Origin of the sequence: Advenella mimigardefordensis DPN7 (genome assembly GCF_000521505.1) — a bacterium.
Lineage (GTDB): Bacteria > Pseudomonadota > Gammaproteobacteria > Burkholderiales > Burkholderiaceae_B > Advenella > Advenella mimigardefordensis.
In genome coordinates this window covers 1-23,610 of the sequence record NZ_CP003916.1, presented here as the reverse complement: position 1 = coordinate 23,610, position 23,610 = coordinate 1, and the positions used below count along the sequence as shown (strand labels likewise).

Annotated in this window: 22 protein-coding genes and 4 pseudogenes; 11 read left to right on the top strand and 15 right to left on the bottom strand. The window is 45.7% G+C overall.

Annotated elements, in window-relative coordinates; genetic code table 11:
* Complete coding sequence (locus tag MIM_RS21895; RefSeq protein ID WP_025374876.1) at positions 1-261, bottom strand: ribbon-helix-helix domain-containing protein; 261 nt, start codon at positions 259-261, stop codon at positions 1-3.
* Positions 262-293: 32 nt separating this feature from the next.
* The gene (locus MIM_RS21890; protein WP_025374875.1) at positions 294-941 is read right to left on the bottom strand and encodes an AAA family ATPase; all 648 of its coding nucleotides are present in this window, start codon (positions 939-941) and stop codon (positions 294-296) included.
* A 202-nt stretch (positions 942-1,143) separates the two neighbouring features.
* On the opposite strand from MIM_RS21890, the gene MIM_RS21885 reads away from it, so the two are divergent.
* Both MIM_RS21885 and MIM_RS21880 read left to right on the top strand, forming a co-directional pair.
* The gene (locus MIM_RS21885; protein ID WP_025374874.1) at positions 1,144-1,401 is read left to right on the top strand and encodes a type II toxin-antitoxin system RelB/DinJ family antitoxin; all 258 of its coding nucleotides are present in this window, start codon (positions 1,144-1,146) and stop codon (positions 1,399-1,401) included.
* 1 nt (position 1,402) lies between these two features.
* Positions 1,403-1,675: a type II toxin-antitoxin system YafQ family toxin gene (locus MIM_RS21880; protein ID WP_025374873.1), complete on the top strand. Its 273-nt coding sequence runs from the start codon at positions 1,403-1,405 to the stop codon at positions 1,673-1,675.
* Between the two features lie 74 nt (positions 1,676-1,749).
* On the opposite strand, the gene MIM_RS21875 is transcribed toward MIM_RS21880, so the two are convergent.
* Together MIM_RS21875 and MIM_RS21870 are read right to left on the bottom strand one after the other, a co-directional pair.
* On the bottom strand, positions 1,750-2,382 hold the full coding sequence (locus tag MIM_RS21875) for an SOS response-associated peptidase (RefSeq protein ID WP_084459125.1): 633 nt from the start codon (positions 2,380-2,382) through the stop codon (positions 1,750-1,752).
* Positions 2,383-2,430: 48 nt separating this feature from the next.
* Positions 2,431-2,874 (bottom strand): annotated as a pseudogene (locus tag MIM_RS21870) (ATP-binding protein); the annotation flags it as partial.
* On the opposite strand from MIM_RS21870, the gene MIM_RS21865 reads away from it, so the two are divergent.
* From MIM_RS21865 to MIM_RS21855, 3 genes are all read left to right on the top strand, one after another.
* Positions 2,866-3,153: a hypothetical protein gene (locus tag MIM_RS21865; protein ID WP_025374870.1), complete on the top strand. Its 288-nt coding sequence runs from the start codon at positions 2,866-2,868 to the stop codon at positions 3,151-3,153. The pseudogene MIM_RS21870 and the gene MIM_RS21865 sit on opposite strands and share 9 nt — an antisense overlap.
* 311 nt (positions 3,154-3,464) lie before the next feature.
* Positions 3,465-3,788, top strand: coding sequence for a WGR domain-containing protein (locus MIM_RS21860; RefSeq protein WP_025374869.1), 324 nt, complete (start codon positions 3,465-3,467; stop codon positions 3,786-3,788).
* A gap of 58 nt (positions 3,789-3,846) precedes the next feature.
* Positions 3,847-6,036, top strand: coding sequence for a tyrosine-type recombinase/integrase (locus tag MIM_RS21855; RefSeq protein WP_025374868.1), 2,190 nt, complete (start codon positions 3,847-3,849; stop codon positions 6,034-6,036).
* A gap of 204 nt (positions 6,037-6,240) precedes the next feature.
* Here MIM_RS21855 and MIM_RS23095 read toward each other — a convergent pair.
* Positions 6,241-6,336: pseudogene (locus MIM_RS23095) on the bottom strand (transposase); the annotation flags it as partial.
* Positions 6,337-6,442: 106 nt separating this feature from the next.
* Here MIM_RS23095 and MIM_RS21850 point away from each other — a divergent pair.
* Positions 6,443-7,483 (top strand): IS481 family transposase, encoded by a 1,041-nt coding sequence (locus MIM_RS21850; protein ID WP_025374864.1) that lies wholly within the window; start codon positions 6,443-6,445, stop codon positions 7,481-7,483.
* A 157-nt stretch (positions 7,484-7,640) separates the two neighbouring features.
* Here MIM_RS21850 and MIM_RS21845 read toward each other — a convergent pair whose 3' ends face one another.
* Positions 7,641-8,831, bottom strand: a complete 1,191-nt coding sequence (locus tag MIM_RS21845) for a 3-hydroxybenzoate 6-monooxygenase (protein WP_025374867.1) — start codon at positions 8,829-8,831, stop codon at positions 7,641-7,643.
* Entirely contained in the window at positions 8,828-9,694 is an 867-nt protein-coding gene (locus MIM_RS21840; protein ID WP_025374866.1) for a fumarylacetoacetate hydrolase family protein, read from the bottom strand. Before MIM_RS21840 ends, MIM_RS21845 begins: the two co-directional genes overlap by 4 nt.
* A 136-nt stretch (positions 9,695-9,830) precedes the next feature.
* On the opposite strand from MIM_RS21840, the gene MIM_RS21835 reads away from it, so the two are divergent.
* Entirely contained in the window at positions 9,831-10,727 is an 897-nt protein-coding gene (locus MIM_RS21835) for a LysR family transcriptional regulator (RefSeq protein WP_025374865.1), read from the top strand.
* Positions 10,728-10,868: 141 nt separating this feature from the next.
* Positions 10,869-11,909 (top strand): IS481 family transposase, encoded by a 1,041-nt coding sequence (locus MIM_RS21830; protein WP_025374864.1) that lies wholly within the window; start codon positions 10,869-10,871, stop codon positions 11,907-11,909.
* A gap of 110 nt (positions 11,910-12,019) precedes the next feature.
* Here the strand turns inward: MIM_RS21830 and MIM_RS21825 are convergent, their stop codons facing one another.
* The 7 genes and pseudogenes from MIM_RS21825 to MIM_RS21795 all read right to left on the bottom strand — a co-directional run bounded on the left by MIM_RS21825 (position 12,020) and on the right by MIM_RS21795 (position 18,708).
* The gene (locus MIM_RS21825) at positions 12,020-13,012 is read right to left on the bottom strand and encodes a tripartite tricarboxylate transporter substrate binding protein (protein ID WP_025374863.1); all 993 of its coding nucleotides are present in this window, start codon (positions 13,010-13,012) and stop codon (positions 12,020-12,022) included.
* 161 nt (positions 13,013-13,173) lie between these two features.
* On the bottom strand, positions 13,174-13,812 hold the full coding sequence (gene leuD / locus MIM_RS21820) for a 3-isopropylmalate dehydratase small subunit (protein ID WP_025374862.1): 639 nt from the start codon (positions 13,810-13,812) through the stop codon (positions 13,174-13,176).
* Between the two features lie 14 nt (positions 13,813-13,826).
* A pseudogene (leuC, locus tag MIM_RS21815) lies at positions 13,827-15,238 on the bottom strand (3-isopropylmalate dehydratase large subunit).
* 121 nt (positions 15,239-15,359) lie between these two features.
* Positions 15,360-16,394: a cupin domain-containing protein gene (locus tag MIM_RS21810; RefSeq protein ID WP_025374861.1), complete on the bottom strand. Its 1,035-nt coding sequence runs from the start codon at positions 16,392-16,394 to the stop codon at positions 15,360-15,362.
* Between the two features lie 312 nt (positions 16,395-16,706).
* Positions 16,707-17,525, bottom strand: coding sequence for a hypothetical protein (locus MIM_RS21805; protein ID WP_144084783.1), 819 nt, complete (start codon positions 17,523-17,525; stop codon positions 16,707-16,709).
* Between the two features lie 95 nt (positions 17,526-17,620).
* Positions 17,621-18,316, bottom strand: a pseudogene (locus tag MIM_RS21800) (IS3 family transposase); the annotation flags it as partial.
* Between the two features lie 38 nt (positions 18,317-18,354).
* Entirely contained in the window at positions 18,355-18,708 is a 354-nt protein-coding gene (locus MIM_RS21795; RefSeq protein ID WP_025374858.1) for a helix-turn-helix domain-containing protein, read from the bottom strand.
* A 461-nt stretch (positions 18,709-19,169) separates the two neighbouring features.
* Between MIM_RS21795 and MIM_RS21790 the strand changes: the two genes are divergently transcribed.
* The 3 genes from MIM_RS21790 to MIM_RS21780 all read left to right on the top strand — a co-directional run bounded on the left by MIM_RS21790 (position 19,170) and on the right by MIM_RS21780 (position 21,630).
* Positions 19,170-19,826, top strand: a complete 657-nt coding sequence (locus MIM_RS21790; RefSeq protein ID WP_025374857.1) for a hypothetical protein — start codon at positions 19,170-19,172, stop codon at positions 19,824-19,826.
* 107 nt (positions 19,827-19,933) lie between these two features.
* A complete protein-coding gene (locus MIM_RS21785) occupies positions 19,934-20,362 on the top strand; it encodes a LexA family protein (protein WP_025374856.1) in 429 nt (142 codons plus the stop codon).
* A complete protein-coding gene (locus MIM_RS21780) occupies positions 20,359-21,630 on the top strand; it encodes a Y-family DNA polymerase (protein ID WP_025374855.1) in 1,272 nt (423 codons plus the stop codon). Before MIM_RS21785 ends, MIM_RS21780 begins: the two co-directional genes overlap by 4 nt.
* 713 nt (positions 21,631-22,343) lie before the next feature.
* Here MIM_RS21780 and MIM_RS21775 read toward each other — a convergent pair.
* Positions 22,344-23,558, bottom strand: coding sequence for a replication initiator protein A (locus tag MIM_RS21775; RefSeq protein WP_025374854.1), 1,215 nt, complete (start codon positions 23,556-23,558; stop codon positions 22,344-22,346).
* Positions 23,559-23,610 lie beyond the last annotated feature (52 nt).

The following is a 23,610-nucleotide window of genomic DNA, read 5'->3' as shown; positions in this document are numbered from 1 at the left end:
CTATTCCTGCAATGCTTTGAACACGGCCATTGATATAAATGCCGACCGCCCTGTTCCCATCGCCTCAGCTTTTGCATCAATCTTACGGAGCAAATCGGGTGAAATAGTTATACTGACTTGGCGCTTGTGGCCCTTCACGATTCCTTTATCATAGCCCACTGATGTTTCCGTTTTTGCAGTCGCATCAGGCGCACCTGTTACAAACGCTTCGGCAGCCGCTTCTTTACTAAGTGGTTTTTTAGGTTTTGCATGTATTGCCATACTATATTCTCCTGTACTTCTTTGAATATTCTTTATACATTCAAAATAGATTGAATTAATCTATCAATTTCAGCAATTGCTTTTGCATCCTTGGGTTTCAATTCGGACACTGACAAACCTGCGCCGGAGGCATTGCTAAAAGCCTTACGGCGGCGAATTGGAGTTGATAAATACTGAAATTGAGGGACTTCCGCGACTGCTGCGGCTGCCTCGGCATTATCGGTCGATTGCTCACCGGGATCAGCTAGGTTCAGAACAGCAAAAGCCCTAAGACCGTCCCTCACACTATTAGCCTCATCAACCAGGGCGGCCATATCATCCAACGCCCAAACGTCATATGATCGCGGCGCAAATGGGACAAGTAGGGTATCGGCCAGGGTAAGTGCCGCACGGAGGGCTGTTGAATCCCTACCCCCTACATCGATAATAATGTCGTCCCATTTATTGCGCTGCTGCTGCACTTGCGCCCTCAGCTGCGGACCATCTGGATATTGCGCGCAGGCTATTCCAGGTATGGTTTCCCCTTCGGATCTTATGGCTATGGCCGCAGCGGCGGTTCCTTGCCGATCGCCATCAATCAACCACACGTCTCGCCCAGCACGCGCCCGAGCGATTGCAATCTGAACTGCTAGAGTCGTTTTACCAACCCCACCCTTTGTATTTGCTATAGCAACAATCACGGTTTCACCTCGTTTGAATATTCATTCAATGGGTAAATAATATCTAAAGTAATTAAAATGGTCAACACATTTTTATACCATTATGAATATGTTTTGAATATTCATTAAATGTACATTAAGCGTGGCTAAGTCATAGCAGAGGATTGCATTGTAGCTACATCTGAGCTACAATATCGTTTTTACTGATCATTGGAGCAAAACCATGAGAGCTGATGCCGTAGTCCGCGCACGTATACCCGCAGACATGAAAGACAAAGCCATAGCGACACTAGAACGCATGGGGTTAAGTGCGTCCGATTTAATCCGCCTGACTTTCCTTCGTGTGGCAGAAGAAGGGCGTTTGCCATTTGATGTACAAGTACCAAATCGCACAACACGAAAAGCAATGAAGGAATTAGAAGCAGGGAAGGGTAAACGTTTCGATAATGCCGAAGATCTTTTTAAAGACTTAGGAATCTAAAGTGCTGACGCCCGTACGCTCCGGCCAATTTAAGCGAGATGTGAAACGAGCAGAAAAACGTGGTAAAGACCTGGATAAACTGCGTACCTTGCTACTATTGTTGATTGAAGGAAAACCGTTGCCCGAAAAATACCGTGACCATCCATTGAAAGGTCAATGGTCAGGATATCGCGATGCCCATATAGAACCAGATTGGCTTTTGATATATCGCGTAGCGGGTGAGGAGCTGCAATTAAACAGAACAGGCACCCATTCAGACCTATTCGAAGAATAAATTTAAAAGTAAATGGGCTTTATATATACTTATATTGAATATACTTTGAATATTCAATATAAGTTGAATAAACATTAAAATAATGTGCTATAGCTTTCCTTTTTCCCTACTATTTCAAAATCAAAAGCCTGGGAGTCTTCATAGGGATGTATCAGGCGTTGGACTTCACCAGGAGTGCTAGACAACCAATCGTAATAATCAGTAGCCGGAAGAACTAATGGTGATCTAGCATGTAGATTTTTAATAGGAGAGTTCGTACCAGGTGCGACAGTAAGCATAGAAAATCGTCTGAGCACTTCCCCTGTTTCTGTATCTACCGCATCCTCGTATATACCAGCTGCACCGAAAGTTGGGCGTTTTGGCATGAAAATACGTACTTTCGTTTTTAGTCCATCGTTGATTTCAGGTATCTCCGGCCACTCAAACCATGTATTAATCGGAATAATGCAGCGACTATCGACAAATGCCTTTTTGAATGACCGTTTCATTGTTATTTCTTCGAATTTGGCATTGATTAGAGTTTTCTTTACCAGTTTTCCAGTTTTCCCCGGCCAGGATCTGATAAACCCCCATTTGCGCAATTGGACTTCATATTGACTTTGTGCATTTAATAAAATGACCGGCGCGTCATTAGAAGGGCGTATGTCCAAATCCGGCTGAATATCCGGCCATTGAACAAAATCAAACTCTTTGCTGTCAACGGCAATTGAATTTTGACCCCTTTATTGCCGAAATCGGCAATCGAATAATGACCCCTACTTTTGCTCGGGCTTATGGGCCCGCAGCAATCCTGAACGACGCTTTTCCCGCAAGCGGAAGCTCTCTCCTCTGATTTGCACGATGTGCGCATGATGTAAAAGCCGATCCAGCATCGCAGACACCAAGGCATCGTTACCACCAAACACGTCTCCCCATTGGCCAAACGGCAAGTTCGACGTGATGATGACTGAGCCGGCCTCATAGCGTTTAGCGATCACCTGGAAGAACAGATTGGCCTGATCGCCGGTCATGGGTAAGTAGCCGATCTCGTCGACAATGAGCAAGCTTGGTCCGTGGATGGAGCGCTGCAGGAAGGGCTTGTAGCGTCCTTGGCGCTGCGCCGTTTCCAGCTGCAGCAGCAGGTCGGCCGCGCCGATAAACTTGACCTTCAATCCAGCCTGCGTCGCCAAGTATCCCAAGGAAATGGCCAGATGCGTTTTACAGGCTCGGGTTTTAAAGCACTTGAAGATGATCCTAATGTTCTGGATGTTGATATGCGGCCTATAATTTTTTGTTCAATTCAAGACCTAGTTGACGTTATGTACATTTCGGATGAAGACAGCTTGTTGAAAACGTTTGCCAACGCTGCATTACCAAAATATGCAGGTTGGAGAATAGTTGAAATTAGAAGAGATTTTGGAATTGACGTACAAAAGAAGTTTCCACTCAATGTTGAGGAAGTGCTGCCTTGGTGGAATGTTATTAATTCTTCTAGATAATCAACCACAATGAAGGGCAGCGCACATAAAAAAACAAATGTATGCTTACGCATAGATATGACATTTAAGTGTGCTCAAACGCCATAACCTGTAGAACGCGTAATTTAAGTAAAAAGCATGATTTATATGTCACTGACATAGTTTGAATATCTATATGTCATTTTCTCCAAGACGAAGTAGTTAATAACTGTAATTATTAACTAGTGCATTATTGTGCGCATTATCGACTTCCAGTAGAATAGGGCAGGGCATGAGCATATTTTACCCGGGTTAAAATTTCCTTGTTTTATTGCGCCTACCAGGAGCTCATCATGAGCACGCTGCACCATCCCTCGAATACCTCTCCATTGCCTCAACGTCAAGGTTTATTGCCCGGTACGGTAAGTGCCGTGGCAACGACGTTATCTCATGAGACAACGCCGCATTATTGGGTCAATGCCCAAACGGGACGTTATTATGCGGCGCGCCTGCTGATGAATTTGTTTGGCCAGTGGGAGCTGGAGCAGGCCTGGGGCAGTCTATCGAGCCGACGGGGTCGACGGTGCTATGTGCCCCTGGGCTCTTTAGCGCAAGGCCAGGCCCAATTGCAGATCGTGGCCCGGCGGCGTCAGCAGCGCGGCTATGTCCATAAATAATATTGAATGAACATTTAATGAATATTCAAAAACCATTCTTTATCATTAAGGGTCGCTGATGGCCAGCGTCAAAGAACTGCTGCCGGTGCGCAAGATCGGTCTGCACCATATTGCGTTTTACCGGGCCTTTTTTGAAAACACCCTCAACTTGGCCGATATCGCCGATCAGTACCTCGAGACCGGCCGCAACCTGGTCGATGCACGTCATACCCTGATCCTAGTACAAGATGCCTTGTTGGTGGTCGGCGCGCGCAAGGGCAAAGCTCCAGAGCAGCTGGCTCTGTTAAAGTTGCCGGCCAGTGTGCGCAAAAGTGTAACCGAGACCCAAAAAATGCTGGATCGCTTACGCGCGATCAAAAACCAGGTCGATGGCCAAGTGCAGGAGCCAGATTCTGCGGTGCGGTCAGCGCCAATCTCATTTGATGACTTTATTGCCACGTTTGACCCGGACAATGTGCTGGGACAAGAAGAGCAGTTGTCGTTTTATTATGCCGAAGTCGGCGGCAGTCTCACCTCGGCCACCGAGGAGGCGAAACGGGAAGATCGTGAACGCCTGGCGCTGGTGTCTGAACCGGATGACCTGCCTTTGTCTGTCGCGCAAAAAGCGCTGCAGACGCTACACGTGAAAAACCTCGAACGGAGGCTCGTCATTATTAATGAGCTGGCTTTTGAGTTGACTTCGAATCCAACATTGGATGATCCGGTGGCGGGGTGGTTTCACCCGAAAATTGCCAACAAATTGATTCGGGCACAGTTGGATACGCTTGGAAAGCTGGTGGATTTTGCAAACGAATATGGCTGGTGGTGGTTCAAACATGTTAAAGGGCTGGGGCAGGTAACCGCCGTCAAATTGACGACCTGGTTGAGCCAGAATGAGCATTTTTTAGAAAAACAGATCTATCAGCATGTCCTGAAAAAAAGCAAAGACCTGCAAGGCGGTGTCATCACACGGATCCGTCCCCCCGTCACATTGCCAGACGAGCAGGGTGCGGCCACAGATTCCGGAGTCTTTGTTGAGGGCAGCCACCAGATTGAACCGTTAGAGTCGCTGTGCCTGCCCGCGCGGCTCGATGGCCAGCAGGGCACGAATCGTGCGCCGGCGCGCAACAATCGCTTGGCTGCTCAAAATGACTATGAGGCGATTCATGAATGGCTGGCGCTCTATAAAACCCATACCTATCAGTCCTACCGCAAGGAGGCCGAGCGGCTCTTGCTGTGGAGCCTGTTTAATATGCAAAAGCCGCTGTCGTCGCTGACGACTGCGGATTTGGCGCTGTTTAGGGATTTTTTATGCAATCCGCAGCCGGCCAGCTTGTGGGTGGCCCGACGCAAATTCGCACGTACCCATGAAAAATGGCGCCCGTTTGTCAATCCGAATCCACCGCCCGATGAGCCCGCGGCTCTCATGGCTGATCCCAGTCAAGAGGTCGAACTAAAAGGCTCGATGAGTCGGGAGAGTATTGCACATACCCTAACGGTGCTGGGCGGATTATTTGAATTTTTAACCAGCCAACAATATTTGCTCTCGAATCCTTTTAAAGGATTACCAAAGCTGGCCTCGAATCGGAGCATGCGGGTCAACCACCGGATCAATCAGCGATTGTGGCAGCGGATTCAGGATCGGTTGGATCAGGTACCGGTAGCCGATACGGTGGCGTATCGAACGGTGTTTGCGATTCGGTTATTTTATTTGACGGGACTCAGGTTATCGGAGCTGTGTGCGATCAAGATGGAAGATTTCCACGTTCAAGAGAATGATGAGGGCTATCTGGCCTGGTATCTAATAGTTGATGGAAAAGGGGGACGGACAAGAGACGTGTATTTGGTCAAACCGGTGCTGGAACTGCTACAGCAGTACCTGACCGCGTTGGGATTGGAACTGGATCCGCGATTAAATGAAGCAGCATTACCTTTGATTGGTTATAAAAAATGGGTAGAGTTAGGTCCCGAAGGAGAAGGGCGCATTGAAAGAACCCCTGTTTACCATACGGTAATTTATGCCGATATCAAACGTTTTTTATCAGAACTTGCGAAGGAGCTTGAAAACGACGCTCCGTTTGATGCGCAGGTCATCAGATCGATTACCCCGCATTGGTTGCGACATACATTTGCCTCTATGTTAGTGAAAACGACTCCATTAGCTCAGGTACGAGATATGCTCGGGCATGCCAGTATTCATACGACGAGCCTGTATTTAGGGACGGAAAAAGGCGAAGGAGAAAAAGCGATGGAGCGGGCATTTGTATAAATAAACTGATTTCCTAAAATACAAATAACGAATATATAAGGACCGGAATAAGGAATGAATACAAACAAAAGGATCGGCGCACATGTTATCTATTTGATATCTCCTTAGACGATTTGTTTCTATATTTTTTCTTAAAAAAGTAGAATATCGGGATAGCAACCATAGCGGCAGAACTTATGAGAACAAATAACAGCTCAGTTCCCGCAGTCGTTGCGACACTTCAGCCACCGGGCGGTGGTGTTCTGTGATTTGCTTTATCGCTTCGAGTTTGAATTCTTCCGTAAATCGGACCTTGCTCATAATATGTACTAGTTTCGATCTGATCTGACAAAGTCCTTGAAAAAAGGAGAGTTACCCGTTTGAATATAGGTGTCAAAACTGTATCCAAACAAAAAAGGTAACTCTCATGCTACATACTACCAATCCTATTATCAAACATAAAGCAGGTTTATTGAACTTGGCCCAAGAGCTGCACAACGTGTCGCGAGCGTGCCAGGTGATGGGTGTCTCCAGGGACACATTCTATCGGTATCGAGAATTGGTTAATGAGGGCGGCGTAGACGCGCTGATCAATAAGACCAAACGGGTCTCCAATCTAAAGAACCGTGTTGATCAAGCCACAGAACAGGCAGTGACAGAGATGGCCATTGAGTTTCCTGCTTACGGGCAATTGCGAGTCAGTAATGAGCTCAGAAAGCGCGGAACGTTCGTTTCCGGCAGTGGGGTGCGTTCGATTTGGGTGAGAAACAATCTGGAGAATTTCAGAAAGCGGCTCAAAGCCCTGGAAGAACGAGTGGCTCGGGATGGGATTATTCTGTCCGATGACCAGGTCGCTGCGTTGGAACGTAAGCAGCAAGACGATGTGGCCTGCGGAGAGATTGAGACTGAACACCCTGGCTATTTAGGCTCTCAGGACACATTTTACGTTGGGAATCTGAAAGGGGTTGGCCGAATTTATCAGCAAACCTATGTCGATACTTATTCCAAGGTTGCTCACTGCAAGCTGTATACGACCAAGACGCCGATTACTGCAGCTGACCTGCTCAATGACAAAGTATTGCCGTTCTATGAACAGCACGGCCTGTCGGTATTGCGCATACTGACAGACAGGGGCACTGAGTTCTGCGGGCGGGTCGATCATCACGACTATCAGCTGTATTTGGCAGTCAATGACATTGACCACACAAAAACCAAGGCCATGTCACCACAGACCAACGGCATTTGCGAACGCTTCCATAAAACGATTCTGCAGGAGTTCTATCAGATCACATTTAGAAAAACGTTATACAGCGATCTGGATAGTCTGCAGAAAGATCTGGACGTATGGCTAGATTTCTATAACAATGAAAGGACTCATCAAGGCAAGATGTGCTGCGGTAGAACGCCAATGCAGACCTTGCTTGAGGGTAAGGCGGTTTGGGAATCGAAGAATGTGAACCAAATCTAATCTGACAGACACTGCGTAACAAACGGGTAACTGTCAGATCAGGTTTGAACTAGTACACATAATAATCTCCATCTGTGAGTATTATGAGGCTTAAAAGTGTCTAGTAAACCCTGGCCGATTCATCTGTTCCTTATTGCCTGTCGTGACACAACGATAGCTAAACTGGGATTTGATCTTTGTCGTACATCCAAGCCATGCTTTCCATCGTCTGTTCTGGTGTTCTCGACTTTAAAAAATGGTTACGCAGATCACGGGTGGCATCAGCTGCATGATATGCTTGGCCATATAATCGTGCGGTCTGTTGAATTCTAGCTGTGCGTAAGTACCGTGCTTTTTGATAGCTAGAAAATGCAGCATCAAAATCATTACCAGTTAATGTCAAGTGTTTGGATAGACAAACAGCGTCTTCCATTGCCATGCAAGCGCCTTGCGCAAGATATTGCAGCATAGGATGCGCTGCATCGCCGAGCAGCGTTGTATTTCCTTTTGTCCAATTCGCTATTGGCTCCCGGTCGCACAAGACCCACATACGCCATGAATCAATTTTTTCCAACATGCCGAGCACTTCAGGTCTAGCACCCTTAAACCGCAAGTTTAATTCTTCGGGGTCTCCGTAGGAATCCCATCCTTCATCAAATCGGTCGCTATGAAATACCGCCACTAAATTAAACATGTCGTGCCCTCTTAGAGGGTAGTGCACTAAATGGAAGCGAGGCCCCATCCACACAACCATTGCATTTTGCCGGTTCGCTTCAGGTACTTGGTCGAGTGGCAATACAGCACGATAAGCGATATGTCCTGATATCCGTGGTTTGCCATCGCCTACGATGCGCTGACGAACTGTTGACCAAAGCCCGTCGGCGCCAATAAGAGCCGCGCCAGTATGCTGTTGTTCATCCGCTGCGGTGACTACGACTTCCTTACCGTTTGCGTTGAAATCTGTAACCTTTTTTGCGGACAGCAGATTAACCTTTCCAGTTTCACGGCAGGCCCTTAAAAGTACGGAATGTAGATCTGCACGATGGATCAGCCCGTAAGGTTTACCAAAGCGTTTTGGAAATAATTTGGCGACTGGCAGGCGTACAATTTCCTCACCATTGATTGCATCCATCGCCACGATGTCATCTGGATAAACGGTTAATTCGTGTACTTCATCAGCTATACCCAAGTCATCAAATGTATGAAATGCGTTGGGCCCCAATTGTATCCCGGCGCCAATTTCCTTGAATTCATCTGCTTGCTCGAAAACGGAACTTTCCAGTCCATTTCTAGCCAAGGCCAACGCAGCCGATAATCCGCCCACTCCACCACCGGCGATCAAAACCGGATGTTTTGAATTTTGTTTCATGCTGCCCCCAACGCTTGAACCTTAACCGTGATGTTGCCGACATTATCCAGCTCCATTACAATGGTGTCGCCTGGATTCACCGTTCCCACTCCTTCCGGTGTTCCTGTGTATATTAAGTCTCCAGGATGCAGCGTATAGAAAGACGACGCAAACTCGATCAGGTGGGGTATATCGATAACTAGATCTTTTGTGTTGGCTTTTTGACGTTCTTCGCCATTAACAGTCAAACGAAAATTCAGTATTGATGAATCCGGTACTTCATCGGCTGTCGCGAGCCATGGGCCCAATACCGAATATGTATCTATCGATTTTCTCATGCTCCTTTCTTCTGGGCCACGGGTCGTCATGTCGAGCCCCGCGCAAAATCCGGCAACGTGCTCCATTGCGTTTTTGGCGGATATGTTTCTTCCAGCTTTGCCGATTACTACTACCACTTCGGCTTCGTGATCATTTCTTCTATTTGGGTGTGCGATCTGTACAGGTTCTGAAACGCCAATCAATGAACTGGTGGCTTTCAGAAATAAACCTACACGTTGAATTTCCCCAACTTGATTGGAGTGGTGAATTTCACTATCAGTCCGTGCTTCTTCAAGATGCTTCAAGTAGTTCACTGGAGCAGCGATGATTTTTCCTGGGTTCGCTACCGGAGCTAGCAGTTTGATTTGCGATAAGGGTATCGGTTTGCTCTGGGATGCGAGTTGTTGAATACGAGGGCGTAATGAATCCAAATTGGCAATTAACACATCATGAGTTGGGAACGGATAGCTGTATTGAGGTAAATCACTCAAAACCTCCGTCACTTCATAGACGTTATTATCGCGAACGACTCCTAATTGATTCGAACCAAAGCGGCAAAGCAGCATTATTATCTCCTTGAATATGCTGTCAGTATTGCCAATAGTTGCTATAAATTCAATAAATCATTACCTATTATGTGTATTGTATTTAACTATATTTGATATAGAATATTTACTTACTAATAATTAAGCTGATGCCAAATTGACCAATCTTGATATTCGCGATATAGAGTTAATAGATACGCTTGTTCGCACAAACAATATTTCAGTTACTGCAGAGCTACTTGGGTTAAGTCAACCCTCTGTCAGTATCCGTATTGCCAAATTGCGCAAACACTTCGCTGATCCGCTTTTTGTTCGTACTAGTGAGGGTATGCAGCCTACTCCGAAAATCACATCACTATTACCAGCAATACACGCTGTCATCAATCTGTTTTCGGAAATTGAAGAGGGGGATGTTAAATTTGACCCTAAGACATCTAGTCGGGTATTTCGAATAGGGATGACCAACACAGGTCAAATAGTAGTTATTGCAAAACTTAAAAATGCTTTAAATATGCTTGCGCCAAATATCCGGCTCGAAGTTGTCGAATTAACGGCCAATAGCCCAATGCAACTTGAGCGAGGGGAAATAGACATAGTTATGGGATTTACAAAAATTATGGGGCCCGGCTTTTATCAACAAAAATTATTTAGTGAGCATTATGTTTGTTTAGTGCGGAGCAATCATCCCAGAATAAAGAATTCTCTGTCAATTGAACAGTTCATTAAGGAAGATCACGTTTCTGTTAAGAGTAGTGGTACAGCGCATTGGCTTTTAGAGAAAGCAATTGACGATGCGGGTGTTACGAGAAAGATCGCACTTTGGGTACCCTCGTTTCTGGGGCTTGCAGAGATTGTTCGAACCACTGACTTATTGGCGCTGGCGCCTATTCATTTGGCGCGTATTTTATGCCGGGACAAATCTGTTCGGAGTCTGGATATTCCCATCCAAATTCCTTCCTACGACGTAAAGCAGTATTGGCACGAGCGTTATCACCAAGAATCTGGCAATATTTGGTTGAGAAAGATTATCGCCAATACCATGCAGAATGAGTAATCCAAAATTGGACCAGTTTTGCTTATTTATTTCTTTATTTGTACTAGTTTCGATCTGATCTGACAAAGTCCTTGAAAAAAGGAGAGTTACCCGTTTGAATATAGGTGTCAAAACTGTATCCAAACAAAAAAGGTAACTCTCATGCTACATACTACCAATCCTATTATCAAACATAAAGCAGGTTTATTGAACTTGGCCCAAGAGCTGCACAACGTGTCGCGAGCGTGCCAGGTGATGGGTGTCTCCAGGGACACATTCTATCGGTATCGAGAATTGGTTAATGAGGGCGGCGTAGACGCGCTGATCAATAAGACCAAACGGGTCTCCAATCTAAAGAACCGTGTTGATCAAGCCACAGAACAGGCAGTGACAGAGATGGCCATTGAGTTTCCTGCTTACGGGCAATTGCGAGTCAGTAATGAGCTCAGAAAGCGCGGAACGTTCGTTTCCGGCAGTGGGGTGCGTTCGATTTGGGTGAGAAACAATCTGGAGAATTTCAGAAAGCGGCTCAAAGCCCTGGAAGAACGAGTGGCTCGGGATGGGATTATTCTGTCCGATGACCAGGTCGCTGCGTTGGAACGTAAGCAGCAAGACGATGTGGCCTGCGGAGAGATTGAGACTGAACACCCTGGCTATTTAGGCTCTCAGGACACATTTTACGTTGGGAATCTGAAAGGGGTTGGCCGAATTTATCAGCAAACCTATGTCGATACTTATTCCAAGGTTGCTCACTGCAAGCTGTATACGACCAAGACGCCGATTACTGCAGCTGACCTGCTCAATGACAAAGTATTGCCGTTCTATGAACAGCACGGCCTGTCGGTATTGCGCATACTGACAGACAGGGGCACTGAGTTCTGCGGGCGGGTCGATCATCACGACTATCAGCTGTATTTGGCAGTCAATGACATTGACCACACAAAAACCAAGGCCATGTCACCACAGACCAACGGCATTTGCGAACGCTTCCATAAAACGATTCTGCAGGAGTTCTATCAGATCACATTTAGAAAAACGTTATACAGCGATCTGGATAGTCTGCAGAAAGATCTGGACGTATGGCTAGATTTCTATAACAATGAAAGGACTCATCAAGGCAAGATGTGCTGCGGTAGAACGCCAATGCAGACCTTGCTTGAGGGTAAGGCGGTTTGGGAATCGAAGAATGTGAACCAAATCTAATCTGACAGACACTGCGTAACAAACGGGTAACTGTCAGATCAGGTTTGAACTAGTACACTTTATTCATCAGCGCTAAGCACGAAATTATATAAATTCTTCGTAGTTTTAATTCATTCGATCCGGATATTTCCCTCGCGAATTAATTTTTCGTAAATTCTGGCTTTGGCGCTTCCCTGTTGGCTAATTTCTTGGGGACCCCATGTTAGTCGCTCAAATGCAAATGCATCAAAGTTCTTTTTTACCTTCTCACTATCGGTCGCTTTCGTTATAGCGAAATGGATTTTTTCAATCAGCTTCGGATCGATCCCTTTCGGTGCAAGTACAACGGCAAACGAATCGACCTCCAAGTCGGCTGGTCCGTTGGCTTCTGCCACAGTCGGTACATTTGGCATTCTCGGATGCCTTTGTTTAGCCGCGATCGCAAGATATCGCAGGCTTCCCTTCTTGTATAAACTTTCGCTTGAACCAATACTCGCAAATGCCCATTGAATTTCTTCTGCGCTAAGATTGACGTAAAGTTGCGCAGTTTCTTTATATGGAACATGTATCATGCTGGTATGGGTAATCATTTCGAGCTGTTTTCCCCCCAGATGACCAGGACTGCCGACGCCCCAGGAGCCATAGCTTACGGCATCTGAATTTTTCTTGGCAGCGTTTATCAGGTCCTGCATATCTTTCCAGGTAGACTTGTTTGGCACAGTTACAAAGAAGGGAGTTCGAAATAGTGCCGAAACCGGATCAAATAACGCCATTGGAACCACTTTTCTTGACGGATATAAAAATGGCAATGCACTCAATTGCTCGCTGTCAATCTGTAGTAAGGTATATCCGTCTGGTTTGGCACGGCGGGCTTGCTCTATTGCTATTAACCCGGCTCCTCCTGGGCGATTGTCGATCACAACTGGTTGTTTCCATTGCTGGGATAAATTTTCTGCTACCATTCTCAAAACAGCATCTGGGCCACTGCCAGCTGAGAAGGGCGTTACGATTGTCACTGGTCGGTTAGGATAAACTGCTTCATTTTGTGCAAAGATTTTCGAAGTCCCGAACACCGCCAGAAAAACAAAAAAATTTAGGCTTAAAATCTTAATTATTCGCTGCATAGGATTTGTCTCATTTTAGTTAAATATAAAATACTGAAAATACCGTCGTAATCACCGACTAATATTAAGGATTCATGGCTTTATTGGGTTCGCTATCACGGTCTAAATGCATCTGTCATAATGCGTTGAGTTGTTAAATTAGATAAGCGTCTACTTATTTCTTATCTAAAGAACCAAGGTTCCCTCGCTCTTTGAGCTGCTTCGAATCTTCGAATTTTTTCGGAAAACTGAAAAGTTATATCTATATCATCAAGACCATTTAACAACCTATGTTTTCTGGAGGCATCAATGTCAAACTGAAAGACAGTCTCTCCGTTTGCTGTAATTAATTGATCTTCAAGGCTAATATATAGCGCTAATTGCGCTGACAGCTCAAACTCGCAAAAAAGGCTGTCAACAATAGTTGGGTTAACCACTATAGGGAGGACGCCATTTTTGAAGCAATTACCATAAAATATATCTGCAAAACTTGGAGCGATTAATACTCTTATTCCGAAATCATGCAGCGCCCAAACGGCATGCTCACGGCTGGAGCCACACCCGAAATTTTCCCTAGTTAGTAATATTTTTGCGCCAGCATATTGTTGTTGATTCAAGCAAAAATTCTGATTTTTTTGTCGATCTTCTGTACGCTGTCCTGGTTCTCCACGGTCTAAATAGCGCCATTCATCGAATAAGTAATCACCAAACCCAGACCGTTGTATTGACTTTAGAAACTGCTTGGGTAAAATTGCATCGGTGTCAACATTAGCGCGGTCTAATGGCACAACATTAGACGATAGCGTTTTAAACGCGTCCATGGTTCCATCTCATCTTAGTGAATGTCAGTAAAATGGCCAGCAATTGCTGTCGCCGCTGCGGTAGTTGGGCTTACAAGATGACTTAACCCCCCGTGCCTTGTCTACCTTCAAAGTTTCTGTTCGAAGTAGAAGCACATCGTTCACCTGGCGCCAGTCGGTCATCATTCATTCCCAAACACATTGAACAGCCAGGTTCACGCCATTCAAATCCAGATTTTTTAAATATTAGGTCCAATCCTTCAGCTTCGGCCTGCTCTTTGACTAATCCAGAGCCCGGCACGACTAATGCTTGACGAACAGTTGGAGAAACAGACTTGCCGGCTACAATTGCGGCTGCCGCTCGCAAATCTTCTATTCTCGAGTTAGTGCAAGAGCCGATGAACACTTTGTCTATTTGGATGCTTCTTATGGGCGTTCCGGGCAAAAGTTTCATGTATTCAAGCGCACGTCTCATCCCTTCGCGCTTTACAGGGTTAACTTCATCGTCAGGATCAGGCACCACATCATCTACTGAACTGACCATATCAGGAGAGGTGCCCCAAGTCACCATTGGACGAATTGTAGAAGCCTCAATAACCAGAGTTTTGTCGAAGTGTGCCTCAGGATCGCTAACTAAGGATTGCCAACGAGTCACGGCAGCGTCCCAATATCGTTTTTGCGGAGCGTATGGCCTGTTTCGAAGATAGTCGATTGTTTTTTCATCAACTGACACAAGTCCGACTCGAGCTCCCGCTTCGATTGCCATATTGCAAATGGTCATTCTCCCTTCCATTGATAATTGGCGAATGACCGGGCCATCGAACTCTATTGCGTAGCCGGCCCCTCCGCCTGCGCCAAGACGTTGAATGACAGTCAGTATAAGGTCCTTAGCGGATGTGTTAAAAGGGAGCGTACCTTCAATTTTCACAAGCATCTGTTTCATTGGCTTCATGGCCAAACATTGTGTTGCTAACACGTGTTCAACGTCTGACGTACCTACTCCAAACGCTAAAGCTCCAAAAGCGCCATGAGTACTCGTATGTGAATCACCAGCTACAACCGTCATTCCAGGGAGAGTGCCTCCTAATTCCGGTCCTATGACATGAATAATTCCCTGGTTTCTCGAACCTAGCCCAAAAAAATTAATATTGAATTCTTTGCAATTTTTTTCTAATTGTTTAACTTGCTGTCGTGACAATATATCTGGGATGCTATCGGTGCTATGCCTTTCCTTGGTTGTTGTGGGAACGTTGTGATCCACTGTGGCAATTACAGTTTCTGGTCTTCTCGGGCTGCGGCCATTTAAACGGAGCCCTTCAAAGGCCTGGGGACTCGTAACCTCATAGACTAAATGGCGATCAATATATAACAATGTCGTTCCGTCTTCGTCCTGATGTACAACATGGCTTTGCCATAGCTTGTCAAATAATGATGAAGGTCTGTCCATTGATTTGCGTTTCCATTAGTCATAACGTGACTCTATAAATCCAGTAATTAACGTTGCTACGAAAGTTCATGTAAGCGCATCAATTGGCTGGGTTTGTGAAATTATTAAATTTTTGAGCGCCTTATCTGACCTCAAAAACGCCCATTTTTTTATGTAATGGACTTTCATCAGCCATGAAAATAAACGCAGGTTTATCCGCGCATCGATTTTGGAGTCGTACCGATGTATAACCAGGAGAGCAGCAGGTATCCGCTTCAGCCAAACTGAATTCGTTTTCAGCAATAGATGCAATAACCCCGCCCTCTATGATATGAAATAAGGTGGATGGCGAGCGTGCAGGAATATCTAGAATTTGACCAGGGCGTAACATTAGTGCATAGAATCCCAGAATGTTTTCAGCGGATTCGCCTGTTTCGGGATTGATATACTCCACTTGTATTGCGTCTGTGTCTGCATTTTCTATTTCAAGTGCTAGTAATGTGGATCGCACTTTCTCCCATGGATAACGCAACATGGGATAGCGGTTTCCATTACGCAAAAATATTGGTGAAGGCAACACACCGCCATTGGCGTAGATACGATCTCCCCGGCCTGGTTTGATAGTTTGTTTGGGTCCATCAACATGGTAACTCGTTTCCATGTAATAAATGAGCGGGAGGTCGAGAACATCCAGCCAGACCACAGGCTCGTCTCCCTCATGGCTATGTTCATGCCACAAACCTGAAGGTGTCAGGATAAGATCACCTCGACTCATCGGACATTTTTCACCCTCAACAGTTGTGTATGCACCTTCCCCCTCCACAATCATTCTTACCGCATTGGGTGTGTGACGGTGGCTTGGCGCCCACTCACCGGGCAGCAATAATTGCATGCCTACGTACATAGCAGGGCTGACTTTCATTGCATTTAATCCGTGTCCTGGATTAGCCAAAACTAAAACACGCCGTTCAGCCTTCTCAATAGGGGTCAATTCTCCCGCCTTCATTAAGAGCGGACGAATAGCCTCATAGGTCCAATGAATTGCCTGAGTCTGTGCCTTTGGGAGCCCTGGGGGCAAGAGTGCTTTTAGACTTGGCCAGAGCGGAACAAGATTCTCCGATTCAAGGTTTTCCAGATATTCCAGGGGTAACTCCTCAAGCGTCCCGATATTTTTCATAATAAAAGCCCATATTGATTATTTACTATCGACAAACAGCAATATTTTTGAAAGAAAAAGGTCATGCTTTCTGACACATATTGTTCAACTATAGACACCAAGATTTATTATTACAATAAATAAAAATATATACTCATTATTGTTATTGTCTATAGTGATGTCTGCGCCAATCCGATACCTGAATTGTTGCCAATTCGGTGCATGGAGTTCTTAACTATCAATTAAAATGTCGTGTAACCGGGTCAGCTATACAACTCTTATGGATATGAGCAGTGGTAGGATTTCGCGATTCGCAAGCGTCCAGCTTTATAGCTAGATATTACCTATCATAGAACTTATTTTGGCCTTCGTAATAAACATCTGTTCATCTAATTCTGTAAGATTAGAATCATTTTTAACGTATTTTTTGATGGTTTCGATTAAGCTTTCTTGATAGTTATCGAAGAGCACTTTGGAGGCCCAATCAGAGCATAGATGTTCATAAATTAACTGTAAGATTACATCTCTATCTGGAGATGACACTGATTCATCATGGTTGAATATGTCGTTTAGTATTGAATATAATTCAAAAAATTTAGATGATTTTTGGAGTGTCATTCCAGTAGCAGTATTTCTTTTTTCGCTCGTCTTGTCGTTGGCTTTCTCATCGAATGGGTAAAATCGGATCAACAGCTCTGCGTTTTTGCAGAATTTTTCATAATTCACATCGAGTCGGTATCCATTTGAACGAGCATGGTCAAAAACGTGATGCTTAAACAATGAGAAGAAGTGCTCACAGATTCCGTAGTAGAACAATTCACCGGACAGAATTAGAAGTAAATGGTAAATATTAACGGCGATTTCCATTCTATTTGGGTGATTAGCATCTTCGCTATCGAACCGCCAAAAAATCATTAATAAGCAAAGTGCATCATAATTCCCGATCCTGACTAGTTTTTTTCCGACACCTGCTTTGTACTTGGGAAAGGGCCCATCTACGATAAAGGAGTCCAGTCCATTTACCTTTGAAGTAACTGCTCTGTGTAGTTGATTAACAGAGGCACATCTCTTCTTAATATTGAAATTTGGTCGAAGTGCATCCCACAACGGCATATTTATAACGTACATGGATCCAGGTGCAAAGATCTCCATCTTATTTACGAGATCGGGACGAGGTGTGTGTTCCCCAGATTCATATTTCGAAAATTTGTTGGTATGCGACGTCCCCCCCTGAATCGACCAGATTTTTATAGACAGTTCGTAGCCTCAGAAAAGTATTGCTGTTCGTAGTTTACCGGTGATAGGTTGGCCGCATGACTATGACGGCGGACAGGGTTGTAAAACATTTCGATATAGTCAAAGATATCCTGTCGTGCGTGCTCTCTGGTTTTGTATATATTACGTTTAATTCGTTCACGTTTGAGTAATTGGAAGAAGCTTTCTGCGACAGCATTATCATGGCAGTTTCCTCGGCGGCTCATACTCGGCTGCAGATTATGATTGGCCAGGAATGCGCCGTATTCGTAGCTGGTAAATTGACTACCCTGATCTGAGTGGACAATGACGGGTTGCTTGGGTTTACGACGCCATACTGCGGCGAGCAATGCCTGCAGAACTAAATCTTTATTCATTCGTGAATCCATCGACCAGCCCACTACCTGGCGCGAGAATAAGTCCACCACAACAGCCAAATAGAGCCATCCTTCATGGGTACGGATATAGGTAATATCGGTCACCCAGACCAGGTTCGGTGCCGCGACATCGAATTGCCTGTCCAGAATGTTAGCCACTACATTATGGGCAGCGCCACCATAAGACCCAGGTCGACGACGACCATACCCAACCTGAGCACGCCATCCGCAGCTACGCATCAAGCGCGCTACGCGATGACGGCTGCAGGTCTCGCCCAATGCCAGTAAATCCAAATGCACCTTGCGGTACCCTTATAGTTAATTTAACCTAAAGTCCCGCTATATGGAAATCAGGACTTACTCAGGAGTTCATCCACATTGATATGATCCGGCACCCAGGATGGCTTTGTCGGATCTACTGGTTTTCGGGGTTCGCTCGATGCATCAGCAGCAGGGACTGGCCGCTGCCGTTTGCTCATATTAGTTTGCTTTTTCTGTGGCTCGTTATCTGCATTTCTTTTGACGAAGCGGTGCAACGTCGATTGGTTCACCACAACGTCATTAAGTGCCAAATATTCAAGAATTTTTCGCTCCGTAAAGCCCTCGTTTTTGAGCTTGAAAATGGCCTCCCGAAAAGGCGTGAGCTGTGAATATTTAGCCGACCTCTCCGAAGCATTCATTTTGATAAATTCATCGACATGCATAAGCCAAACCTCATTAATGCACAATATTTAAATTAAAAAGCACGTCTTATGCTATCACATTCAATATTAATGCGTCAAAATGCATTTAAATGCACAATATTTCTATATGGTGTTGATTAAACATGCAATATAGAACAAATATCGAACATAAAATATGCATATTATGCGCATAACCTATGCAGTATCGCACCAGCCACTAACCACGAAAGCACCACTAAAGGACTATATGCAGGATAGGCACTTTGCGTAAATGCAAGTCGTGCTGTGTTTTTCGCACGCGAAAAAGGCTTGCTGACACAAGCTAAAATGCAAAGGTTCGATAACATATTGTTTGAATGATTATTTTGGCGTTCTACGCCAGCACTCGAATCTGCGATTTGAAGGATTCTCATTGAGTTCAATGCTTGAACTATGTATCCAGATTATTCATAATATTTCGAACTAATTTTCAAGGAGTATTCATGAAAGCAACTAAAATTCTTGTTGGCAGCATAATGATTTTCGCCCTCGGAACCTCACCAGCGATTGCAGACGAGGCAAAGCCATTTGGTTTCAAAATGGGAATGTCAGAAAAAGAGATACTTGAAGCACTGAAAAATGCAAATGCCGGGGCAATAAAAGCTGACCCAACACTGATCATTAGCCGCAGCGCGGTAATCCCTTTGAAAGGATATTCCTCATATTTATACGTTTTTACAAAAAAATCTGGATTGTGCAAAATCAGCGCTCTATCTGAAAATTTTTCTTCAGGACTGAAGTTGCGTCAAGAGTATGACACTATTAAGAATAATTTAATAACTAAATACGGGAAGCCCGCTGTCACGTTCGACTCCGACAATAGAACAGACACTTCGAAAGACATTCTAGACGCTATGAAAAATGGTGAAATAAATTTAGCAACGTCTTGGGGGGAAACAGTTAAAAGACATCCCGATGGTTCGTTCTATTTCGAATCAATCGCTCCTCTTCCAAAAAACCTAAAAGCTGTTGTATTAAATGCGTCGGCGGAAAACAATCGTTTGGGCGGTTCATCAGGGTCAGTGGCGATTACTTATAAATTTGCTAATGAGAGCGAATGTTTAAGTGAGATTACTGGCTCAACGTTCAATGCATTGTGAGAGGGTTACCTTATCTCATTAACGTAGATAAATCTTTCCCCTCTGGAGAATGCATACGCTAATTTTGATGTAAAATACTGTTTTTATATACAGTATTTTTTTATGCTATGCATTCCACCCTTGAGCTGATCCCCATAGAGGAAACCTCGGCCACTATTGGGGTGATTGTGTGCAAGACGCCGGCAGGCTTTCCCTCCCCGGCCCAGGATCACGCCGTCAATCGCATCGACATTGGCGAGATCCTCGTCAAGCACCCTACCTCCACCTTTTACCTGTGCGTCAAAGGTCACTCGATGAAAGAGGCAGGCATTGACGACGGCGACCATTTAATTGTCGATCGATCCCTGACAGCCAAACACAACAGCATCGTTATTGCCGAGATCGATGGAGATGTGACTGTCAAACGCCTGTACAAGAAAAACGGCATGATACGGCTCAAGGCAGCTAACCTCACCTACCCCGACATAGTGCCGGTTCCCGGCCAGGAATGGATGATCTGGGGCGTTGTCACGCACGTCATCAAGGATTTGCTATGACCTATGGGCTAATTGACGCCAATTGCTTCTATTGCTCATGTGAACGCGTATTCAGGCCGTCTCTGAAAGGCAAGCCCCTGGTATCGTTGAGCAATAACGATGGCTGCGTGATCAGTAGAACCGACGAAGCCAAGGCGCTGGGCATCAAAATGGGCCAGCCCTGGTTTGAGATCAAGCATCTGGAAGAAATGGGCCTGATGGCCCTGAGCAGCAACTTTGCTCTGTACGGTGACATGAGCGACCGCGTGATGACCGTGATTGGCCGATTTTCGCCCCGTCAGGAAATTTATAGTGTTGACGAGAGTTTCGCGGACTTCTCGGGCATTACAGAGGATTTAACCGCCTACAGCGAGAAAATCCGGGCCGCTGTCTTGCGCGAAACAGGGATTCCCACCTGTGTGGGCATCGGCGCCACCAAAACCCTGGCCAAGTTGGCCAACCATATCGCAAAAAAGCAGCCGTCCTGGTCTGGTGTGTGTGATTTGACGCAGCTGGACCGGTACCAACTGGCCGCCATGATGAAAAATATTGAAGTCGGGGAAGTCTGGGGCATCGGCAGGCGCATTGCCAAAAGGCTAAACGAGCTGGGCATTTATACGGTTTTTGACCTGGCCCGCATGAAACCCGAAGCGGCCAGAGCCGAATTTTCCATTGTGGTGGGTAAGACCGTGCAAGAGCTGCGCGGGATCTCGCGCATCGATCTGGAAGAAGTGGCCGACCCTAAAGAGCAGATAATCTCGTCACGTTCCTTTGGTTTGCCAATAACCGACCTGGCCGGACTGCAAAGCGCCCTGTCTGAATTTGTCGCCATTGCCTGCAACAAACTGCGCGGGCAAAATTCGGTGGCCGCCAGTATGCAGATTTTCATCCGCACTAGCCCCTTTGACAAAGGCAAACAGTATGGCAATAGCCGCCTAGTCACCCCGCCCTACCCGAGCGCCGACAACCTGGTGTTTACCAAATATGCACTTAGGGCGCTTGAGACCATATGGCGACCAGGCTTCAAATACAAAAAGGCGGGCGTCATGCTGATGGATATCTCGCCTGCCGATACCGTCCAGGGCGAACTGTTTCCCGTGGAACCAGAGCATGACAAGCGGGCGCAGCTGATGGTGGCCCTGGACGGTATCAATGCTCGATATGGTCGGGGGTCAGTTAAAACAGGCAGTATCGGGTTTCACGACCGGGAGCATTGGTATATGCGCCAGGAGCGCAAAAGCCAGGGGTATACTACGAACTGGCACGAAGTGCCAATCGCCAGGGCCTGAATCAAAGATATAGGGTCCTAGAGCCAGGCTCTGGCACCCGATTGCTCTTTCTCTTTAGTTTAAAACGAATTACAGCCGTTTTAAGCGGTTTTTCACCACAGCGCACCTTAGATGCTAGGTTTTGCAAAAAAATTGCGCCTCGCCTCGATTTACCCCATTACTGTCGATTTTGACGCTTTTGTTACCCCCTATGTTGCCAAACCGAAAGGGAAAGGGGAGCCGCTTGCGGGGGAAACCGCAGGTTTCCACAAAAGGGGTCGAGGCCGCGACCGAAGCGTTAGCGCAGGGAGGACAGGGGAACCGGCACGGTTCCCGCGGCCAGGGCCTTACGGTTTTCTTGGGATAGTCTAGCGATTAGCTCAGTGTTGGGGTGAGGGTTCATATTTCCCGCTTTAGCGGGACATGAATTAAAAGGCTTTGCGGAGCAAAGGGCGAAGGGAGCATATAGCGACCGGAGGGTTAGGCGCGTTTTTGCGTTAAAGAAAAAGAGTTAAAAACCGCGCGCGCGCGTTACGGTCAAAAATAATGACATTTTTCGTTTATAAAACAGCTATCTAGCAAAAGCCTCGGTGGGTGAAATGACGAATGAGCGGTGGGTGAAATGACGAATGAATCCACAGAAATGGTGGGTGAAATGACGAACCAATCCACAGGAAACCGTGAGTTTTAGAACTTATCCACAAGGCAAAATCAGCGGTGGGTGAAATGACGTATCAAGCTGGCCCGTTTGCCATTTCTTTGACGAGATTTTGCGAGAGTTGGCCTGCATTTCGCGCAGTGAAAATAACCTGGTCATTCGTTTCGTCCAAAAACAAACTATATTCGGGCAAACTATTATCCGCTTGAATTGCGCGAATGGCACTTCTGAACTCTTTCAATGTAGATTTGCTACCGGTTTTTTCCTGCAATAGACGTAGACTTATTACCCACTGAGATTGGCGTCCACAGTGCTTCCTTGCAATCTCGTATAACCGCCGAGCCATAGGCTTGCGTAGGCGGAAATAATCCGGGTGAATCGTTAATACTTCATATGCCTGAACGGCATTGAAAAGCCAGTCAGATAGCGTCACTTCCACAGCAATCATTCGCTCATCAGTGCGTGATTTCTCGATGATTTTCCAGCGATCAATAATGCCAAACCCTTCTCGTACTCGGGTCCCACCTGTTCGTATATCAGTGGAAACAGACGTACCGCGTAAACGTTCAAATGCTTGATGCAAGAGCTTGTACCCTTCACCACTGGTTTGCCGATTAGTTGTGACTAAGAAATCATGTACTGTGAACCGTATTGTTCGATTTTTAGCATCTTCTCGGCCCCTATTCAAAGCCTCAGTCATTTGCGATACGACATATATCAGTACATCTTTATCGTGCTGGGTAGCCCGGCCAAGCACGGAGGGGGTGACTTTGACATATTTATTTCCGTCTTTGCTTCGCCATTCCCATATGCTCAGATCAGGTTTCGTGGATAAAGTGAAAATCGGGGCTTCCATGCTTGCACCATCATCTTTCAATGCATAATCAAACATGTCTGCCAGGAAAAAATCGCGATTTGGGTGCCGTACCCGGATCAACCCCTGCTCGGTTGGCTCATCAATCGTTTCAACCTCTACCCTACTCTGCTTATGCAGCGATCGAAAATATTCAAGTTCTTTTTTTTCTTCTTCAATATTCTTTTCAACCTCGATGCGCCGAGCCTGGACCTTGACTAAGAGCTTCTTAATAATCTCTGCTTCTTCAGTATTGCCTTTGCCCTTTGCGATCAACCCGGCCAATTCACGATTGGCGTCCACAATTTGGTCCGACAATGTACGATGCCAGGAACGCAAATGATCTAGGATCTCCTCAGATTTGCCGGTGGAATCATAGGAATTAGCTGCCTCAGGATATAGGCTTATCTGGTCCTCCTGCGAATCAGTTTTACTCATATAATTCACCTTTATTTAATATACTATGAATATTCAAAATATATTATAAATA

What these genes read in the sequence shown, in the direction of transcription:
- leuD (WP_025374862.1), bottom strand. Translation starts at nt 13,812, where the DNA reads ATGGACGCGTTTAAAACGCTATCGTCTAATGTTGTGCCATTAGACCGC.
- MIM_RS21785 (WP_025374856.1), top strand. Translation starts at nt 19,934, where the DNA reads ATGCATTCCACCCTTGAGCTGATCCCCATAGAGGAAACCTCGGCCACT.
- MIM_RS21850 (WP_025374864.1), top strand. Translation starts at nt 6,443, where the DNA reads ATGCTACATACTACCAATCCTATTATCAAACATAAAGCAGGTTTATTG.
- MIM_RS21855 (WP_025374868.1), top strand. Translation starts at nt 3,847, where the DNA reads ATGGCCAGCGTCAAAGAACTGCTGCCGGTGCGCAAGATCGGTCTGCAC.
- MIM_RS21885 (WP_025374874.1), top strand. Translation starts at nt 1,144, where the DNA reads ATGAGAGCTGATGCCGTAGTCCGCGCACGTATACCCGCAGACATGAAA.
- MIM_RS21845 (WP_025374867.1), bottom strand. Translation starts at nt 8,831, where the DNA reads ATGAAACAAAATTCAAAACATCCGGTTTTGATCGCCGGTGGTGGAGTG.
- MIM_RS21860 (WP_025374869.1), top strand. Translation starts at nt 3,465, where the DNA reads ATGAGCACGCTGCACCATCCCTCGAATACCTCTCCATTGCCTCAACGT.
- MIM_RS21825 (WP_025374863.1), bottom strand. Translation starts at nt 13,012, where the DNA reads ATGCAGCGAATAATTAAGATTTTAAGCCTAAATTTTTTTGTTTTTCTG.
- MIM_RS21790 (WP_025374857.1), top strand. Translation starts at nt 19,170, where the DNA reads ATGAAAGCAACTAAAATTCTTGTTGGCAGCATAATGATTTTCGCCCTC.
- MIM_RS21780 (WP_025374855.1), top strand. Translation starts at nt 20,359, where the DNA reads ATGACCTATGGGCTAATTGACGCCAATTGCTTCTATTGCTCATGTGAA.
- MIM_RS21840 (WP_025374866.1), bottom strand. Translation starts at nt 9,694, where the DNA reads ATGCTGCTTTGCCGCTTTGGTTCGAATCAATTAGGAGTCGTTCGCGAT.
- MIM_RS21810 (WP_025374861.1), bottom strand. Translation starts at nt 16,394, where the DNA reads ATGAAAAATATCGGGACGCTTGAGGAGTTACCCCTGGAATATCTGGAA.
- MIM_RS21830 (WP_025374864.1), top strand. Translation starts at nt 10,869, where the DNA reads ATGCTACATACTACCAATCCTATTATCAAACATAAAGCAGGTTTATTG.
- MIM_RS21795 (WP_025374858.1), bottom strand. Translation starts at nt 18,708, where the DNA reads ATGCATGTCGATGAATTTATCAAAATGAATGCTTCGGAGAGGTCGGCT.
- MIM_RS21775 (WP_025374854.1), bottom strand. Translation starts at nt 23,558, where the DNA reads ATGAGTAAAACTGATTCGCAGGAGGACCAGATAAGCCTATATCCTGAG.
- MIM_RS21805 (WP_144084783.1), bottom strand. Translation starts at nt 17,525, where the DNA reads ATGGAGATCTTTGCACCTGGATCCATGTACGTTATAAATATGCCGTTG.
- MIM_RS21865 (WP_025374870.1), top strand. Translation starts at nt 2,866, where the DNA reads ATGCGTTTTACAGGCTCGGGTTTTAAAGCACTTGAAGATGATCCTAAT.
- MIM_RS21895 (WP_025374876.1), bottom strand. Translation starts at nt 261, where the DNA reads ATGGCAATACATGCAAAACCTAAAAAACCACTTAGTAAAGAAGCGGCT.